Below are 15,546 nucleotides of genomic sequence, written 5' to 3'. Positions count from 1 at the left end.
GTAAGGCTAAGTCGCTATTGACGGTGGCACGACACCACTGAGGTCCGTTGTTTGCCAATCATTTGGCAAACCGGTTGAACTGCGAGTTTCACGGTCAAAACCTACCAGTACAGTTTGGCAGGTGGTCGCTTTTTGACCATTGGCATAAATAACATGCTCAATGGTCATGCTTTTATTACCTTTTTTTGAGCACCAAGTATCCACTACTACGCTGTGGTCGAAGCGAATCTCCCGGAGCATATCCATTTTTACGCTAGCGACAACGTACTGTACATGGCGGCGCACGTATAATTTTTCGATATTTCTAAAAAACGTCACTCGCGCCAAATCGAAATACTGTGCGTAATAGCTATTAGATACGTGACCTAGCATATCAAGGTCAGAAAAACGCACCTGAATATCGATGCGCGAATGGGGTAATTGCATGCTGTGCTTCTCTAAAAAAACCAAGCCAAAAAACACTTGGCTTGGCTGCATTGACGTGTCGAGCGCTAAGGCTTTAGGCTATTTAAAATACGCATTTTCAGTGTTGCTGTGGTCGGTCGTATCTTTAACGCCCGCTAAACCCGGCACTTTCTCAATCAAGGTCTTCTCAACACCCTCTTTCAGCGTCACATCTACCATGCCGCAACCTTGACAGCCGCCGCCGAATTTTAAGATGGCAAAGTTGTCGTCGGTGAGCTCCTGCAGTGATACTTCACCCCCGTGCGCTGCCAGCGACGGATTTACCTCGTTGTATAGCACATAGTTAACTTGATCTTCCAATGGACTATTTGCATCAACTCTAGGTAAGCGCGCATTCGGCGCTTTAATCGTTAGCTGACCGCCCATGCGATCCTTTGAATAATCGATAAATGCATCGTCTAAGAAGGGGATACTGCGCCCCTCAAAGAAGGCTTTGAATTTGGGGTAGTCGCGCACCTCATCACTGTCGGTCATATCACCTTCGCGGCAATAGGCAATACAAGTCTCGGCTTTTGGAGTACCTGGCTGCGTGATGAACACTCGTATGCCCATCACGTCGTCCTGCTTTGTCAAGAGATCGGCAAGGTAGTCTTGGGCAGTCTCTGTGATCGTCACATTAACGGCTGTTTGCTCTGTTGACATAATAACCTCTATATATCTCGCTGTTTTGCCAAACAATTTCAATGCTGGGCTGTGTATCTGTTAGAATAGTAGAGTTTACCACGAAGCCCTTTCCGGCCACAGTCCGAGACACGTTTTAGTACTTTAATTATTTAATCGTTAGGATATCCATGACCCAGCCCGCGTCCCGTATCACCCAACTTACTCAAGCCCTCCAAAACCGAATATTAATTATAGACGGCGCAATGGGCAGCTTGATTCAAAGTTATAACCTTGAGGAAATGGATTACCGTGGGCCACGTTTCGCAGACTTTCACAAGGACTTAAAAGGAAATAACGATCTACTAACACTGACTCGGCCAGACGTTATTCGTGAAATCCACCAAGCCTATCTCGATTCTGGCGCTGATGTTATCGAAACCAACACCTTTAATTCCACCGCTGTCGCCCAAGGAGATTACGAGCTGGGCGAGATCGCCGAGGAACTAAACCGCGTTGGCGCCGAGTTAGCCCGCGAAGTCGCTGACGCTGCAACCGCCAAAAACCCTGCCAAACCGCGTTTCGTGGCAGGCGTTATTGGTCCGACCCCGCGCACCGCATCTATTTCACCCGATGTAAATGACCCTGGCGCCAGAAATATTAATTTCGATCAACTTGTTGAAAACTACTATGCTGCGACGCGCGGGCTGATCGACGGCGGTGCTGACATCCTGATGATTGAGACCGTTTTCGACAGCTTGAACGCGAAAGCAGCGGTCTACGCAGTACTACAATATTTTGAGGACAGCGGTAAAAAGCTCCCTATTATGATTTCGGTGACTTTTCCCGATACCAGTGGCCGGACCTTGTCCGGGCAAACGCCCACGGCGTTCTGGAACTCTATTGCGCACGCTAAACCTCTGATCATCGGTACCAATTGCGGTCGTAGATTCAGCGAGATACGTTCATTTGTTGAAGAACTTTGTGAAGCATCGAATTGCTATTTCAGTGGTCATTTTAACGCCGGCTTACCCAATGAATTTGGCGAGTATGACGAAACACCAGAAGATATGCGCAAGGAACTAACGGAGTTTGCCCAGCGCGGTTTCCTAAACTTGGTGGGCGGCTGCTGTGGCACCACGCCGGCCCACATCCAAGCGATTGGCGATGCAATGGAAGATATTGCGCCAAGACCATTGCCCAACCGCGAACCAGTTTGCAGATTGGCAGGGCTTGAGCCCTTCCACATCGGCCGAGAATCTTTATTTGTGAATGTGGGTGAACGCTGCAACGTCACCGGATCTGCAGCTTTTAAACGCCTAATACTAGAAAATGATTACGACGCCGCCTTAGCGGTTGCTCGCCAGCAGGTCGAAAACGGCGCTCAGGTTATCGATATTAATATGGATGAAGGCATGCTCGATGCAAAGCATGCCATCGTCACCTTCCTTAATTTGGTGGCAACAGAGCCTGATATTTGCCGCGTGCCCATTATGGTCGACTCCTCCAAGTGGGATGTGATTGAGGCCGGTCTAAAGTGCATCCAAGGCAAGCCCATTGTTAACTCAATATCGTTAAAAGAAGGCGAGCAGGAGTTTCGCGAGCGCGCCCTCTCCTGCCTTAAATACGGCGCGGCCATGGTGGTTATGGCTTTTGACGAAGATGGTCAAGCTGACACCTTTAAGCGTAAAAAGGATATCTGTAAGCGCAGCTATGATATTTTGGTTAATGAAATTGGTTTTCCGCCCCAAGACATTATCTTTGACCCTAATATTTTTGCTGTTGCGACCGGTATCGATGAGCACAACAATTACGCCGTCGACTTTATTGAAGCCACTGCCTACATCAAAAAAGAGCTACCCTACGCCATGGTGTCTGGCGGCGTATCGAACGTCTCTTTCTCCTTCCGCGGCAACAATCCGGTACGTGAAGCGATCCATTCGGTCTTTTTATACCATGCCATCAAAGCCGGCATGGATATGGGTATTGTTAACGCAACCCAGCTCGCAATCTATGACGACCTACCTAGCGAGTTAAAGGACCATGTTGAAGACGTCGTCCTCAACCGTCGCAGCGATAGCACTGAGCGGCTGTTAAATATTGCCGCCAAATATAAGGGCGACGGCAGTGTCGCAGAGAATAAAGAGGACCTTAGCTGGCGAGAGCTGCCAGTTAATAAGCGCATTGAGCACGCCCTGGTAAAAGGTATTACGACTTATATAGAAGAAGATGCAGAGATCGCTCGCGCCGCAGCCGTTAAGCCTATAGATGTTATCGAAGGCGCCTTAATGGATGGCATGAATGTAGTTGGCGACCTATTCGGCGACGGCAAGATGTTTTTGCCTCAGGTGGTAAAATCTGCCCGCGTCATGAAACAGGCTGTCGCCTATCTCAACCCCTTTATTGAAGCAGGCAAAGGCGCTGGCGCAAAAGCCAACGGCAAAGTGCTAATGGCAACAGTAAAAGGCGATGTTCACGATATCGGTAAGAATATCGTCGGCGTAGTGCTGCAATGCAATAACTTTGAAGTTATCGACCTTGGCGTAATGGTGTCTTGCGACAAAATACTGGAAGCCGCAAAACGCGAAAATGTTGATATTATTGGTTTGAGCGGGCTAATTACTCCGTCGCTAGACGAAATGGTGAACGTCGCCAGTGAAATGGAGCGGCTCGGTTTTACTATACCGCTGATGATTGGCGGGGCAACCACATCCAAAGCCCATACCGCGGTTAAGATTGAGCCCAAGTACAAAAATGACGCCGTAGTTTATGTGCCGGACGCCTCGCGCAGTGTTGCGGTTGCAACTCAGCTTATAAGCCAAGATCTTAAGGCTGGTTTCGTAGCTGAAAGAAAAGACGAGTACGAGCGCGTGCGTGCGCGTCGGGAAGGTAACAAAGGTAAAAAACGGCTGCATACTTACGAGGCTGCTTGCGATATTGGCTACCAATGGGACTGGGATAAGTACACTCCTCCAACACCCACTTTCCTTGGTACGCGCACTTTCACCAGTTACCCGCTGGAAGAATTGCGAGACACCATAGACTGGACCCCCTTCTTTATCACCTGGGGACTGGCGGGCAAATATCCCAAAATTTTACAAGATGAAGTTGTCGGTGAAGCGGCTCGCAGTCTATTTGATGATGCCCAAAAGATGCTTGATCACTTAATAGGCGACAAGCTACTGCAGGCCAATGGCGTTATTGGTTTCTGGCCGGCTCATCGCTCAGGTAGTGATGATATCGCCGTATTAGACCCAGACACTGGGGCGCAACTTGGCATGCTTCATCACCTTCGCCAGCAAGCTCAGAAGCCAGACGATAAGCCCCAGATTAGCTTGGCTGATTATATTGCACCTCAAGACAGTGGTGTTAACGACTATGTTGGTGGATTTGCTGTTACTACAGGTTTAGGCGCTGACAAACTTGCCGCAGAGTATGAGAAAGCCAACGACGATTACAACTCCATTATGGTGAAAGCCTTGGCAGATCGTTTAGCAGAGTCCTTTGCGGAGACCTTACATCGTCGGGTACGCAAAGAATTCTGGCACTATGCGCCAGATGAAGAGCTGAGTAATACCGAACTTATTAAAGAAAGTTATCGGGGTATTCGTCCGGCGCCAGGCTACCCCGCCTGTCCAGACCACACTGAAAAATCAACGCTGTTTAAATTGTTAGATGCCACTAACGAGACGGGGATTATATTAACCGAGCACCTTGCGATGCACCCTGCCGCAGCCGTGAGTGGTTTTTATTATTCACATCCCGAATCGCGTTATTTTGCAGTCGGCCGTATTGGCAAGGATCAAGTTACATCGATAGCTCAACGCAAGGGCATGGAAATGAAGGTCATGGAGCGCTGGTTATCGCCCAGCCTGGATTACGACCCCTAGTCGCCGCGTTCATCTTAAGCGCCAACCGACTTGGTTATTGAAAAGGGCCACGCAATGGAACAACCTGAAGATAAAGCAAAAAAGCCCAACCTCATAGCTGTGATTGGTAGCGTCATGTCGGCGGCGTTTGGGGTGCAGAGCAGCAAGAACCGTGAGCGCGACTTCACTCACGGAAAATTTCGAAACTATGTCATTACTGCGATTATCTTTGTTGGTCTCTTTATCGCAAGCGTATTCACAGTGGTGCAAATTGTTTTGAAATAATTTGATTTAACTATTCCTGAAGCCATAAAAAAAGCCGCGAAAGCGGCTTTTTTTATTTACATTCGCGGCGTGCTAGCTCGGCATACCGCTCAACCAATAAAACACAGTACCGACAACTAAGGCAAAAATAGCAACCGTAGCGCAGACATCGGCAAAATTATCATCACGCTCTTCTTTGGATTGATCAGACATAGGAGCCTCTTAATATGAGTTAAAGACGCCGAGGGTCGGCATATAATTCGCGCTCATTGTAGCAAGAAATGAATACTGGGTTAGCATTAATTCATGGCGATAATCTGCTTAAGGGCTTATGAACGCGTAAAATACGGTTCAATAACAATCCAAAACAACTATCTGTACAAATGCTGGACGCGGCGCTACCTTTATCGAAATGGCGTATAAGCATTACTCACAAAATCAGTTAGCGCTTTAAATGCATAGTCATTACCATCATAAAACGTGAACTCGGATGGTATTAAGCGTAGACTCTATACCGGTTTTTACCTGCGCGCGGCAGAATCGCGATTTTGCCCGCCAAAACTATTAAGAAAAAGGTTTCTATGTACACTTACGACCACTTTGACCGTCAGATTGTCAGTCAGCGAGTCGCGCAGTTTCGCGATCAAACCCAGCGCTTCCTCGACGGCAAAATTACGGAAGAGCAATTCTTGCCACTGCGCTTACAAAACGGCCTGTATGTGCAGCGCCTAGCACCCATGATGCGAATTGCCGTCCCCTACGGTACCTTGAATGCGCCGCAGTTGCGCAAGCTCGCGGATATTAGCCGCAAGTATGACAAAGGTTACGCGCACATCAGTACTCGACAAAATATACAGCTGAACTGGCCAAAACTAGAAGAAGTACCCGATATCCTGGCTGAATTACTTGAAGTTGAAATGCATGCCGTTCAAACCAGCGGTAACTGCATTCGCAACACCACTGCAGATCAGTTTTCCGGCGTTGCCGCCGACGAGATTGAAGACGCCCGACCCTACTGCGAAATTATTCGCCAATGGTCGACCTTCCATCCTGAGTTCGCGTTTTTGCCGCGTAAATTTAAAATTGCGGTCTGCGGCTCAGAGTCCGATCGAGCTGCAATAATGATGCACGATATCGGCTTGCAAATCGCTCACAATGACAAGGGCAATACCACCTTTAAAGTGTTTGTTGGCGGCGGCCTGGGCCGAACGCCAGTGATCGGCAGTCTTATTTATGAAGAACTCGAAGCAGAACACTTGCTAACATACTTAGAAGCAATATTGCGGGTGTACAACCAGCTGGGGCGCCGCGATAACAAGTTTAAGGCTCGAATTAAAATATTAGTCCGCGCTATGGGCGCTGAGGCATTTAAAGCCGAGGTTGAAAAAGAATGGGCACATATAAAAAACGGGGACCTTAGTCTTACTAAAGAAGAGATCGCCCGGGCCAAATCATTCTTTGTACCGCCAAGCTACCAGGCATTGCCGCAGCAAGACATGCAGGCATTAGCGATGGAAAGCGCCGACTTCGCTCGCTGGTTACAGCATAATACCCACGAACATAAAGTGTCAGGCTACCGCATCGTCACGGTTGCCCTAAAAACCGTGGGGGTTGCTCCTGGAGATATTACCGCCGAACAATTTGAAACGGTAGCTGACTTATCAGAGCGCTACGGTTTTGGTGAAATTCGCAGTACCCATCATCAGAACTTAGTACTTCCGGATGTACAACAGGGCGATCTTTTTGCCTTGTGGAAAGAACTCGTCGCGCTCGAAGTCGCCTCCCCGACCGTTGGCACGCTAAACGATATTATTTGCTGCCCCGGCGGCGACTTCTGCTCACTGGCTAATGCGAAATCAATTCCTATTGCCGAAGCAATTCAACGCCGCTTTGATGATATAGATTATGTATACGATCTAGGTGAGATTGAACTTAATATTTCCGGCTGCATGAACGCTTGCGGTCATCATCATATTGGTAATATCGGTATATTAGGTGTCGATAAAAAAGGCCAGGAGTTTTACCAGATCTCACTGGGCGGTAGTCAAGGCCTGAATGCCACGATTGGATCGATTCTCGGCCCCTCCTTCGCACAAGATAAAGTGCCGGATGTTATTGAGAAAGTATTAGAAACCTATGTAAATCTACGCCAGCCGGAAGAACGCTTTTTAGACACATTCCGTCGCGTTGGCATTAGTCCTTTTAAGGAGCGTGCCTATGCATAAGATTATTAAAGACCAGCAAATCTGCGCAAACGAGTGGCAAGTATGGCGCAATACTGAAGATCTACCCAAAACGGGTGGCTACATTGTGCCCTTAATCTTGTGGCAAAATAATAAAGACTCGCTCAAAGCCTTAGGCCCTGTCGCGGTCTTTCTTGCCAACGATGAATCGCCAAAAGCCCTTGCTACTGAAATACAGGATTTTGATCTTATTGCCGTCGATTTCCCAAAATTCGCTGATGGCCGCGGATTTTCATATGGCCGCGAATTGCGCGAACAATTGGGCTACCAAGGTGAACTGCGCGCGATTGGCGATTTTATTCGCGACCAGCTCTATTTCCTTAGTCGCTGCGGTTTCACTAGCTTTGCACTTGAAACCAGTGATCTTGAAGAATCGCTGGCGAGCTTCCAAGATTTTTCTGAGTCATATCAACCAAGTACTGATCAGCGATTACCCCTGTTTCGTCGCCGCTAAAGTGTGTTTAAGCACCTGATATAACCGAAAATGCCGTCTATAGGACGGCATTTTCTATTTTCCGTATTGTTTCGCTACATACCCCTGTGTGATGATGATTTATACGCCACAGTTTGAGGTATAACGCGTGGAAGCCAGTCTGACTTCGTCTTTTTTCATGATATTCAGCGGTGCCGCGGTTCTGGCGTCAATTGCCCTTTATACCAGACAGCCGCTATTAATCGCATATATCGCCTTGGGCGCGATAATCGGGCCTTACGGCACTGGCTGGGTAACCGATCTTAAGTTACTCGCTGAAATCGCCGAGTTCGGTATTATCTTCCTGCTGTTTCTGCTCGGCTTGGATATGCAGCCGAAATCCCTTTTAAGCACCTTAAAAAAAGCCACTATTGTGGCCCTAGCAAGCTCTCTTGCGTTCGCCGCGATCGGATTCGGCCTTGCATATAGTTTCGGTTTTACTCGAACTGAAAGCTTGGTGATTGGCGCCGCCATGATGTTCTCGAGCACTATTATCGGCATAAAATTGTTACCAACAACGGCACTTCACCACCGTCGCACCGGCGAACTCATGGTGGGCCTATTGTTATTACAGGATCTAATAGCCATTTTTGTGCTGCTCATTCTATTCAGTATGAGCCAAGGCGAATTTTCTTTCACAAGCTTATTGAGGACTCTAATCGCCTTACCGATATTGGTTTTATTTGCGTTCGCCACTGTACGTTATGTACTTCTGCCAATGCTAAGACGCTTCGATCGCTTCCACGAATATATTTTCCTGCTCGCCATTGGCTGGTGCCTGGGTATGAGCGAGGCCGCACACAGTTTGGGCTTGTCTGCTGAGGTTGGAGCTTTTCTAGCGGGAATTACTCTGGCAACAAGTCCCATTTCACAATACATCGCCATCAATCTAAAGCCACTTAGAGACTTCTTTCTAATACTATTCTTCTTTTCACTTGGCGCGAGATTTGACCTCGGCCTACTCGGTGACATTCTGATACCGGCAATACTCCTTGCCACACTTATGCTGACCTTGAAGCCGATTATTTTCCGTTACTTAATACACGGAATGAGCGAGACCAAAAAGCTCTCATGGGATTTGGGTTTTAGGCTGGGGCAGATCAGCGAGTTTTCACTGCTTATTGCTTATGTGGCGGTAGAAATGGTATTAATCGGCAGAGAGGCTTCACACCTTATTCAAGCCACTGCGATTATTAGTTTTATAGTTTCATCGTATATTGTGGTATTAAATTACCCGACTCCTATTGGGATATCAGATAAATTGCGGCGAGACTAAGCCCGCCGCAAACCTTATTACTGGAAAACCACCGAGAACGTCACTGGCACAACAAGGTCGATATTCGTTAAGGCTGCCAAACTGCGAAGCTTATCGATACCGGGGGCAAGATCGAAACTGTTGGCACTAATAAAGGCCGGCGAAGTCGTTACAGCGTGATAACTGTTATCCTCACGTTTGGTAACTATCACGTTAAATTCAAGTGGCGATGTTTGTCCGTGTAGCGCGAGCTTGCCTTTCAATTCGAGAGACTTTTGCTCACCAACCACCATGTCGTTCAAATTTGCTTTCTTTACAGATGTGGTGAAAATTGCAGTTGGAAAAGTATCAATCTCAAATAGAAATTCGCGCATACGTTTGTTACGAATATTAATCCCACTCGCAATACTATTTAGATCGACACTCAATTCTGCATCGCCGGTTTCTTTATTGATGGTCCCGCTTAGCGAGTCAAAAGTCATTAGCTCGGCAACAGTATCATTCTTCACTGTAACAAAATTTAATACCGACGAATCATTGTTTAATTCTAGAGCATTCAAACCGGAAAGCGGCAATGACAGCACAAGCGCGTATATCAGTTTCTTCATAAGAATCTCCTTTAGATTTTGCAACGACGTTGAATACTTTCCCCAGAAATATGTATTTTGGTATCTTGCGCTACGAACGCGTACATATTGGGAGTAAATTGGACAATGAGACGTAGATATTATCTAACTAATATCTACGAATTAGGCAAAAAAAAGCTCGGTTATAAAACCGAGCTTTTTACGCACTATGTTAACGCACGTATTTATAGGCTTGAGTTAAGCTCTGGCACGGCGACGAACAAATCAGCAACTAGACCGTAATCTGCAACCTGGAAAATCGGCGCATCTTCGTCTTTGTTTATAGCGGCAATGATTTTAGAATCTTTCATACCCGCTAAATGCTGAATAGCGCCGGAAATACCGACAGCAATATATAAGTCAGGGGCAACGATTTTACCCGTCTGACCGACCTGCATATCATTAGGTGCAAAACCAGCATCAACCGCAGCGCGTGATGCGCCGACTGCTGCGCCAAGCTTATCCGCCAATGAATACAACATGGCAAAATTGTCGCCATTTTGCATACCACGACCACCTGAAACTACAATACTTGCCGCAGTCAATTCAGGTCTATCACTCTTGGCTACTTCTTCGCGAACATAACTAGATTTACCGGCGTCATGTGCACTAGCAATAACTTCGATAGAAGCACTTCCGCCTTCAGCCGCGACGGGGTCAAATGCAGTAGCACGAACCGTAATGACTTTAATGGCATCTGAAGACTGCACAGTGGCGATAACGTTACCTGCGTAGATTGGACGCGTAAACGTGTCAGCACTTTCTACTGAAATGATCTCAGAAATCTGCGCAACATCAAGTAAGGCAGCTGCACGCGGCAAAGTATTTTTACCGTTCGTCGTGGCAGGCGACAGGATGTAATCGTAGTCTTTACCGAGTTCGGCAACTAGCAAGCTGACGTTTTCGGCCAGTTGGTGACCATATACCGCATTGTCAGCGACAAGGACTTTACTGACACCGTCAACTTTTGCCGCCGCTTCTGCGGCAGCACCGCAGTTTTCACCAGCAATAAGAACAACAATGTCGCCACCAATTGCTTTCGCAGCAGTAACTGTGTTCAAGGTAGCGCCTTTGATAGAGACGTTATCGTGTTCTGCAAGAATTAAAATACTCATCCGATCACCTTCGCCTCGTTTTTCAGCTTATCAACAAGTTCAGCAACATCAGCGACTTTAACGCCGGCTTGACGTTCTGCGGGCGGCTCTACTTTAATAGTAGTCACTCGCGGAGTCACATCAACACCTAGTTCTTCTGGTGTCATTGTGTCTAAGGGCTTCTTCTTGGCTTTCATAATGTTTGGCAGTGACGCATAGCGCGGCTCATTCAAACGTAGATCTGTCGTTACAACAGCCGGCAGTGTCAATTTAACAACCTGTAAGCCACTGTCGACTTCACGAGTAACAGTGACGCTGTCGCCTTCAACAACAATCTCAGACGCAAATGTCCCCTGCGACATACCCGTTAAAGCTGCAAGCATTTGGCCTGTTTGGTTGTTATCACCATCAATTGCCTGCTTGCCAAGAATAACCATACTAGGCTCTTCTTTATCAACAACCGCCTTCAATAACTTGGCGATAGCCAATGGTTGCATTTCCACATCGGTTTCAACCAAAATACCGCGATCAGCGCCCAGAGCGAGTGCAGTACGGATCTGTTCCTGACAAACTTTTGGTCCAACAGAGACTGCAACTATTTCCGTTATGACGCCTTTTTCCTTTAAACGTACAGCCTCTTCTATAGCTATTTCACAAAATGGGTTTATCGCCATTTTGACATTATTCAGATCAACGCCAGTACCGTCCGATTTCGGACGCACTTTTACGTTGTAATCAACTACTCGTTTGACAGCAACCAGAACCTTCATGGATTCCCCATTACGCGCTTAAAATTAAATGATTGGCTAAATACCGTTACGCTGTAGGATCGAAAACAGATCCCAACCGGATAAAGCCACTTTTCAAAACGCACTTATTTTGACGCTTATGAGACCCGAGGTCAATAATAGTAGGACATTCACTTAACGAAAAACAGTTATCATCCAACAAGCCATGCCCGTATTCCAATTTAGTAAGTTTTAATTAGAATAAGATTTTTTATCGACGTAAAACGGAGAAATAAGGTCTATGTGTCGAATAAAACCGTACCTAAAGTAGCGTTTTGAAGCCTCTAGTTTTATAATTGGCTTCTGAAATCAGCCACAAATCGCCCAGAACAGGGGCAATGCTGTTAAACCATCCAGAGGAGAAAGTCTGTGGAACGCGAATCAATGGAATTTGACGTCCTAATCGTTGGGGCTGGCCCAGCCGGATTGGCAGCGGCGTGTAAAATTCGTCAGTTGAGCGAAAGTACTGGTAAAGATATCAGCGTTTGCGTAGTGGAAAAAGGCTCCGAAGTCGGCGCCCACATAGTGTCTGGTGCGGTGTTTGAACCCTCAGCCCTAAATGAATTATTTCCAGATTGGAAAGAAAAAGGAGCGCCGCTGAACACGCCGGTCACTGGCGACGACATCTATTACATGACCAGCGCTGAAAAGGCCATTAAGGTTCCCAATTTTGCTGTGCCTAAAACGATGCACAACGATGGCAATTATATTATTAGCCTCGGCAACTTGTGTCGCTGGATGGCTGAGCAAGCAGAAGGTATGGGTGCTGAAATTTATCCCGGCTTCGCAGCTGCCGATGTATTATTCCATGAAGATGGTAGCGTAAAAGGCGTTGTTACAGGCGATATGGGCATTGCCGAAGACGGCAGCCATAAAGATAGCTATATGCTGGGTATGGAGTTGCACGCCAAGTACACCCTGTTTGCCGAAGGCTGTCGGGGACACTTAGGTAAGCGCCTAATGGAAAAATTCGATCTTAATGCGGGTAAAGATCCTCAACATTACGGCCTTGGCATCAAGGAACTTTGGAAGATAGATCCCGCCAAGCATGTAGAAGGTAAAGTTATTCATGCCACTGGCTGGCCCCTTGCTGAGAACGGCGCGCTCGGCGGTAGCTTCCTCTACCATATAGAAGATAACCAAGTGTCGATTGGTCTCATTACCGATCTTTGCTATGACAATCCTTATTTATCACCATTTGAAGAATTTCAACGCTTTAAAAAGCACCCTACTATCGCTCAATATCTGGAGGGCGGCGAGCGCATTTCATATGGCGCACGCGCCATCACCAAAGGCGGCCTGCAGTCATTACCAAAAATGACCTTCCCAGGCGGTCTACTAATTGGCTGTGACGCGGGCACTTTGAACTTCGCTAAAATCAAAGGCAGTCACACGGCGATGAAGTCAGGCATGATTGCTGCGGAAGTTGTGCATAAAGCAATTAGTGAGAACCAAGCAACGGGAGCGGAGCTGAGCGAATACGCCACTGCCTTTGAAAGTTCATCTTTATACAAAGAATTAAAGGAGCAACGTAACTTTGGGCCTGCACAGCACAAATGGGGCAACTTAATTGGTTCCGCCTACGCGTTTATCGATATCAATATTTTCGGCGGTAAACTTCCGTGGACAATAGGCGACGACCACCCAGATCACGCACAAATGAAACTGGCAGCCGATTCAAAGGAAATCACCTATCCGAAACCGGATAATAAATTAAGCTTCGATCGCCTGACGTCGGTATTTCTGTCTAATACCAATCATGCGGAAAATCAGCCCTGCCATCTCACGCTAAAAGACCCCGAACTGCCAATTCGGGACAATCTACCTATGTACGCAGAACCGGCACAGCGCTACTGCCCTGCCGGTGTATATGAAGTGGTAGAGGACGCCGCAGGGGCGCCGAAGTTCCAGATTAACAGTCAGAACTGCGTCCACTGTAAAACCTGTGACATCAAAGATCCCGCGCAGAATATTGTGTGGATAACGCCAGAAGGATTGGGTGGACCCAACTACCCCAATATGTAATTAAAAAGGGCAGCTTTCGCTGCCCTTTTTTATACTTCAAACTACATCGAACCAAATTAAATTTAACTAGCTAAACCGAACCTAGCTCAAACTCCTGCCCTCCTGCGAACAATATCATTGTCTCATTACGACACTCTGCCAGCTCGACTAAGTTGTAAAAACATGGCCTACTCACTCTAGCCTGTAGACCATGATTGAGCTGAACTGCCGGCTGTGGTTCTTGTGTAGCACCATCGGTAACAACGCTAAGTGGGTACTGTTTGCCAAGTTCGACCCAAGTGTCAACATTGGTCTTCACCACAATACGACGTCCGGACGCTACATCATTCACTTCAAAATCAATAATTTGTAGCGGCAAATCTTCTACCGTAATGCGCCATTTTTCGACAGGTGTCAGTAAGTAATACTCCCCGTCTTCTTCTCTGCGCAGTATTGAGGCAAACAATTTAACCAATTTATGGCGCTTAATCTCACCTCCCTCATGAATCCAGCGACCATCAGCTTTTATCACAATATCAATGTCACCGCTCAGTTCAGGGTGCCAATCAGCAATCGGAGGCGCACCACGTTGATCGCGCAATAGTGATTCAATTTTATTTAATGTCGTCACAAAAAATTCTCCAGAGTTCAGTATTTACTGCGGCGCGATAGAACGAGAATTAATGAATAACTCTCACATTAATGACACCTTCCAATGCTGCCAATTCAGCAAGAAGTTCCACGCTAATCTCACCATCTAAATCTATCAGGTTATACGCAATTTCATCGCGACTTTTATTCAACATATCGAGAATATTAATATCGGCATCAGCCAATATACTCAAGATGCGACCCAGAATTTTAGGAACATTGTGATTGGCGACAGCGAGTCGACAATGACCACTACGCTCTAACTGTAGACTTGGAAAATTAACCGAATTTTTGATATTTCCGTTCTGTAGAAAGTCCGCAATTTGGTCTGCCGCCATGACGGCGCAGTTATCTTCAGCCTCGTCGGTACTGGCACCAATATGTGGCATCAAGATCACATCGTCACGACCGTTTAACGATGGCACAGGAAAATCGGTGATAAACTGACGAAGCAGGCCCTTATCAAGCGCGGCAATCACTGCATCAACATCCACAATCTCTTCACGCGCGAAATTTAACAAACAGCATCCAGGCTTGCAGTTCGCAAGCAAATCAGTATTGACCAAGCCGCGAGTAGAATCTAATACTGGCAAGTGCAGGGTAATATAATCTGCCTTGGCAAACAGGCTGTTAATATTCTCCATTTTCTTTACAGAACTGGGTAAGCGCCAAGCTGCATCAACTGACAGCGCCGGGTCATAGCCGATAACGTGCATATTTAAGCTAAGCGCAGCGTTGGCTATCAGAGACCCAATTGCTCCCAAACCGATAATACCTAATGTTCGACCGGCTAGTTCATTACCTTTAAAACGTTTCTTTTCTTTTTCCAGCAACTTGGCCATTTCGCCTGCGTCATCCATATGACCCAAAGAATTGACATATGCAATACCGGGTAAGATACCGCGCGAACCCAGGGCCAAGCCAGCAATCACTAGCTCCTTTACCGCGTTGGCGTTCGCGCCCGGACTATTAAAGACCGGAATACCCAGATTTGTGCATGCCGCTACGGGAATATTATTTGTTCCTGCACCCGCGCGACCAATCGCTTTAACACTGGGTGCAATATCATCGACCTGGAGCTTATGACTGCGCAGCAAAATGGCGTCGGGCGCAGCACACTCGTTGGTTATTTCATAGCTTTCAGGGGGCAGACGGTCTAAACCGATAGTAGAGATTTGATTTAAAGTTAATACTTTATACACACATCAGTCCTCA

The 15,546-nt window shown here is 47.0% G+C and carries 13 protein-coding genes; 6 read left to right on the top strand and 7 right to left on the bottom strand.

Going from position 1 to position 15,546, the window contains the following annotated elements:
- Positions 1-6: 6 nt before the first annotated feature.
- Together ACI955_RS04015 and nfuA are read right to left on the bottom strand one after the other, a co-directional pair.
- Positions 7-426 (bottom strand): acyl-CoA thioesterase, encoded by a 420-nt coding sequence (locus ACI955_RS04015; RefSeq protein ID WP_415242445.1) that lies wholly within the window; start codon positions 424-426, stop codon positions 7-9.
- Positions 427-504: 78 nt separating this feature from the next.
- Positions 505-1,107: a Fe-S biogenesis protein NfuA gene (gene nfuA / locus ACI955_RS04010; RefSeq protein WP_415242444.1), complete on the bottom strand. Its 603-nt coding sequence runs from the start codon at positions 1,105-1,107 to the stop codon at positions 505-507.
- Positions 1,108-1,256: 149 nt separating this feature from the next.
- On the opposite strand from nfuA, the gene metH reads away from it, so the two are divergent.
- The 5 genes from metH (at position 1,257) to ACI955_RS03985 (ending at position 9,189) form a co-directional block, all read left to right on the top strand.
- Positions 1,257-4,955, top strand: coding sequence for a methionine synthase (metH, locus tag ACI955_RS04005; RefSeq protein WP_415242443.1), 3,699 nt, complete (start codon positions 1,257-1,259; stop codon positions 4,953-4,955).
- A gap of 54 nt (positions 4,956-5,009) precedes the next feature.
- Positions 5,010-5,219 carry a DUF2970 domain-containing protein gene (locus tag ACI955_RS04000; RefSeq protein WP_415242442.1) on the top strand — a complete coding sequence of 70 codons (210 nt, stop codon included), beginning with the start codon at positions 5,010-5,012 and terminating at the stop codon, positions 5,217-5,219.
- Positions 5,220-5,779: 560 nt separating this feature from the next.
- On the top strand, positions 5,780-7,423 hold the full coding sequence (locus ACI955_RS03995) for a nitrite/sulfite reductase (protein WP_415242441.1): 1,644 nt from the start codon (positions 5,780-5,782) through the stop codon (positions 7,421-7,423).
- Positions 7,416-7,895 carry a DUF934 domain-containing protein gene (locus ACI955_RS03990; RefSeq protein WP_415242440.1) on the top strand — a complete coding sequence of 160 codons (480 nt, stop codon included), beginning with the start codon at positions 7,416-7,418 and terminating at the stop codon, positions 7,893-7,895. Before ACI955_RS03995 ends, ACI955_RS03990 begins: the two co-directional genes overlap by 8 nt.
- A gap of 127 nt (positions 7,896-8,022) precedes the next feature.
- Positions 8,023-9,189, top strand: coding sequence for a cation:proton antiporter (locus ACI955_RS03985; RefSeq protein ID WP_415242439.1), 1,167 nt, complete (start codon positions 8,023-8,025; stop codon positions 9,187-9,189).
- Positions 9,190-9,206: 17 nt separating this feature from the next.
- Here the strand turns inward: ACI955_RS03985 and ACI955_RS03980 are convergent, their stop codons facing one another.
- The 3 genes from ACI955_RS03980 to ACI955_RS03970 form a co-directional block, all read right to left on the bottom strand.
- Positions 9,207-9,776 carry a YceI family protein gene (locus ACI955_RS03980; RefSeq protein ID WP_415242438.1) on the bottom strand — a complete coding sequence of 190 codons (570 nt, stop codon included), beginning with the start codon at positions 9,774-9,776 and terminating at the stop codon, positions 9,207-9,209.
- A gap of 203 nt (positions 9,777-9,979) precedes the next feature.
- Positions 9,980-10,909: an electron transfer flavoprotein subunit alpha/FixB family protein gene (locus tag ACI955_RS03975; protein WP_415242437.1), complete on the bottom strand. Its 930-nt coding sequence runs from the start codon at positions 10,907-10,909 to the stop codon at positions 9,980-9,982.
- The gene (locus ACI955_RS03970) at positions 10,906-11,658 is read right to left on the bottom strand and encodes an electron transfer flavoprotein subunit beta/FixA family protein (protein ID WP_415242436.1); all 753 of its coding nucleotides are present in this window, start codon (positions 11,656-11,658) and stop codon (positions 10,906-10,908) included. The genes ACI955_RS03975 and ACI955_RS03970 overlap by 4 nt, the downstream gene beginning before the upstream one ends.
- Before the next feature lie 387 nt (positions 11,659-12,045).
- Between ACI955_RS03970 and ACI955_RS03965 the strand changes: the two genes are divergently transcribed.
- The gene (locus ACI955_RS03965; RefSeq protein WP_415242435.1) at positions 12,046-13,701 is read left to right on the top strand and encodes an electron transfer flavoprotein-ubiquinone oxidoreductase; all 1,656 of its coding nucleotides are present in this window, start codon (positions 12,046-12,048) and stop codon (positions 13,699-13,701) included.
- A gap of 70 nt (positions 13,702-13,771) precedes the next feature.
- Here the strand turns inward: ACI955_RS03965 and ACI955_RS03960 are convergent, their stop codons facing one another.
- Both ACI955_RS03960 and ACI955_RS03955 read right to left on the bottom strand, forming a co-directional pair.
- Positions 13,772-14,311 (bottom strand): DUF1285 domain-containing protein, encoded by a 540-nt coding sequence (locus ACI955_RS03960; protein ID WP_415242434.1) that lies wholly within the window; start codon positions 14,309-14,311, stop codon positions 13,772-13,774.
- 49 nt (positions 14,312-14,360) lie between these two features.
- Positions 14,361-15,533 (bottom strand): 3-phosphoglycerate dehydrogenase family protein, encoded by a 1,173-nt coding sequence (locus tag ACI955_RS03955; RefSeq protein ID WP_415242433.1) that lies wholly within the window; start codon positions 15,531-15,533, stop codon positions 14,361-14,363.
- Between the last annotated feature and the right edge of the window lie 13 nt (positions 15,534-15,546).

Source organism: Zhongshania sp., from assembly GCF_047636175.1.
Lineage (GTDB): Bacteria > Pseudomonadota > Gammaproteobacteria > Pseudomonadales > Spongiibacteraceae > Spongiibacter.
The sequence above is the reverse complement of the archived record's forward strand: the minus strand, read 5'-3'. Positions and strand labels throughout refer to the sequence as shown.

Coding starts and splice junctions, on each gene's coding strand:
- ACI955_RS04015 (WP_415242445.1), bottom strand. CDS start 426: ATGCAATTACCCCATTCGCGCATCGATATTCAGGTGCGTTTTTCTGAC.
- ACI955_RS04000 (WP_415242442.1), top strand. CDS start 5,010: ATGGAACAACCTGAAGATAAAGCAAAAAAGCCCAACCTCATAGCTGTG.
- ACI955_RS03995 (WP_415242441.1), top strand. CDS start 5,780: ATGTACACTTACGACCACTTTGACCGTCAGATTGTCAGTCAGCGAGTC.
- ACI955_RS03980 (WP_415242438.1), bottom strand. CDS start 9,776: ATGAAGAAACTGATATACGCGCTTGTGCTGTCATTGCCGCTTTCCGGT.
- ACI955_RS03990 (WP_415242440.1), top strand. CDS start 7,416: ATGCATAAGATTATTAAAGACCAGCAAATCTGCGCAAACGAGTGGCAA.
- ACI955_RS03970 (WP_415242436.1), bottom strand. CDS start 11,658: ATGAAGGTTCTGGTTGCTGTCAAACGAGTAGTTGATTACAACGTAAAA.
- nfuA (WP_415242444.1), bottom strand. CDS start 1,107: ATGTCAACAGAGCAAACAGCCGTTAATGTGACGATCACAGAGACTGCC.
- ACI955_RS03975 (WP_415242437.1), bottom strand. CDS start 10,909: ATGAGTATTTTAATTCTTGCAGAACACGATAACGTCTCTATCAAAGGC.
- metH (WP_415242443.1), top strand. CDS start 1,257: ATGACCCAGCCCGCGTCCCGTATCACCCAACTTACTCAAGCCCTCCAA.